This window comes from Planktosalinus sp. (genome assembly GCF_059864935.1).
Window position 1 is genome coordinate 1 of the sequence record NZ_JCBCCK010000045.1, and the last position, 2,116, is coordinate 2,116.

Genomic DNA, 2,116 nt, shown 5'->3' on the forward strand with positions numbered 1-2,116 from the left:
TTCACTGTGGTGAATGATGTGTAAACGCCACATCCACTTGACTTTATGAAGGAGGTAATGAACACCATATTGCGCAATAAAGTCCAGTACCAATAGTGCTAATAGCAGTTCGGCCCACACCGGCCAATCTATCAAATGCAATAATCCAAATTGAGCTGTATCTATCCAGTAAAAAACCCCAAGCGTGAGCGCGCCAAAGCCCACATTGATTAACATTGTAAAAAACAAAAAAGCAAAATTAACCCCGGCGTGTTTCCACTTTTTATAGTTGATTTTTACCAACGCATAGTAACCTTCCAGGATCCAGAAAACAGCAAGAATGCTCACCACCCAGACCAACCGCATCCAGACGGGCATTTCTTCAAAAAAGAGCAGGAAGGAATCCATTTTTACTTCAAAATACTTTGGTAACGTTTTGGGTCATTAAGAATAGCCACGGCTTCCTTAATTTCAGGATTGTTCACTACTTGGTATTCATAAAGGCCTTCTCGGTAGAAATAGCGTTTTACGATTTCATCTGAAAGCAGCGACATAATTTCAGCTTTCTTGTCTTGCAGTTCCCGCTCTTTAGCTTTTCCAATATCCTGTATAAGCGAGCTGTAACTTCGCTGAATATCATCCTTAATATTTTCTTCTTCGGCTTTTTTGATGGCAACTTTTAGTGCAGATTCCGTTTCGGTTTCAAAGGTGAAATTGGTGCGCTTCAGATAGTTTAAAAAATCGCTGTAATCCCTTTCGCTAAAGCTGAAACTTCTCCAATCACTGTGTTGGTTTTTGTAGTAATACTCAGTTGCATAATCAAAAATACTGTTGGCTTTTAAAAGTGCAGTAGTGATGGGGCTAAACACTGCTGTTTCCATTTCCACGTCAGGCAGGATACCACCACCATCATAAACGGTTCTTCCTCCGCGGGTTTTAAAGGCGTTAAATGTTTCGGGTGTAGCGCGGATAGGGTCTCCAAATTCGTCGCGGTTAAAATAATCTTCCGCCTGAATACATCTTCCGCTGGGAGTGTAATATTTTGAAATGGTAATTTTCACCTGAGTGCCATAATTAATTCTATTTTGGCGTTGTACAAGTCCTTTTCCAAAACTTCGGGCACCCACAACTACTCCCCTGTCCAGATCCTGAATGGCTCCTGAAACAATTTCACTTGCTGAAGCACTTCTTCCGTTGATTAAAACAGCCAGCGGAATTTCAGTGTCTACAGGTTCAAATGAAGAACGGTAAGTTTGGTTAAATTTTTCTATGCTGGATTGTGTTGTCGAAATAATTTCGCCTTTAGGCACAAAAAGATTGACGATATTGATCGATTCACGCATCAAACCGCCCGGATTGCTGCGCAGGTCAAGAATGATGCTTGTTGCCCCCTGTTTTTTTAAATCAACAAGTGCCGCACGGGTTTCGGTGGTGGTCCTTGGACTGAACACACTTAAAACAATATAGCCCACGTTGCCCTCCATTAGCGTGTAATAAGGCACTGCTTTTTCATTCATTGCGGCACGTGTAATGGTGGCGGTTTGGGTTTTTCCCTGCCGATTGTAGGTTACATTAACATTGGAGCCCGGCGCTCCGCGTAAAAGTTCGTCAGCATTGTCATTAAATGCAGCAATGTTAACATCGCCAATTTTAATGATTTCGTCACCGGCTTTTAGTCCAGCCTTGTCTGCCGGCCCGTCTTTCCAGGGCTCAATGATGATTAGTTTGTCTTTTTGAGCGCGAACAGCAGCGCCAATTCCCGTATTTGAACCGGTTTGATTGATTCTTGCTTCAACTACATCTTGCTCGTTGTAGTAAACCGTATAAGGGTCAAGGCTTTCCAGCATCCCCTTAATGGCGTTGTTCATCAGCTCAGCCGGCACGGTTTCGTCAACGTAACTCATATTGACCTCTTTGTAAAGGGTCGTGAATATTTCTATTTGTTTGGCGATTTCAAAAAAATCGCTTTTAAAACTCCAGGTTCCCATGGCAATCACTATCGCGATAACCGGGATTATAATTTTCTTTTTCATCTTACATCATTTGCTTGCGCGAAAATAAAGTACGCGTTTATTTCTAAATTTTCTTTTTCTTTTTTAGGAATTTTCTAACTCCAAAAACAACGAGCAACAAGATA

1 protein-coding gene and 1 pseudogene are annotated in these 2,116 nt (G+C 41.7%); both read right to left on the minus strand.

All coding sequences use genetic code 11. The features are described 5' to 3' along the window. Window positions 1-387: pseudogene (locus tag AC6F75_RS01875) on the minus strand (sterol desaturase family protein); the annotation flags it as partial. A gap of 2 nt (window positions 388-389) precedes the next feature. Beyond that, window positions 390-2,012 carry a S41 family peptidase gene (locus tag AC6F75_RS01880; protein ID WP_500713225.1) on the minus strand — a complete coding sequence of 541 codons (1,623 nt, stop codon included), beginning with the start codon at window positions 2,010-2,012 and terminating at the stop codon, window positions 390-392. Window positions 2,013-2,116: the final 104 nt, after the last annotated feature.

Excerpts from the sequence above, each read along its gene's own strand:
- AC6F75_RS01880 (WP_500713225.1), bottom strand. The coding sequence starts at position 2,012 with ATGAAAAAGAAAATTATAATCCCGGTTATCGCGATAGTGATTGCCATG.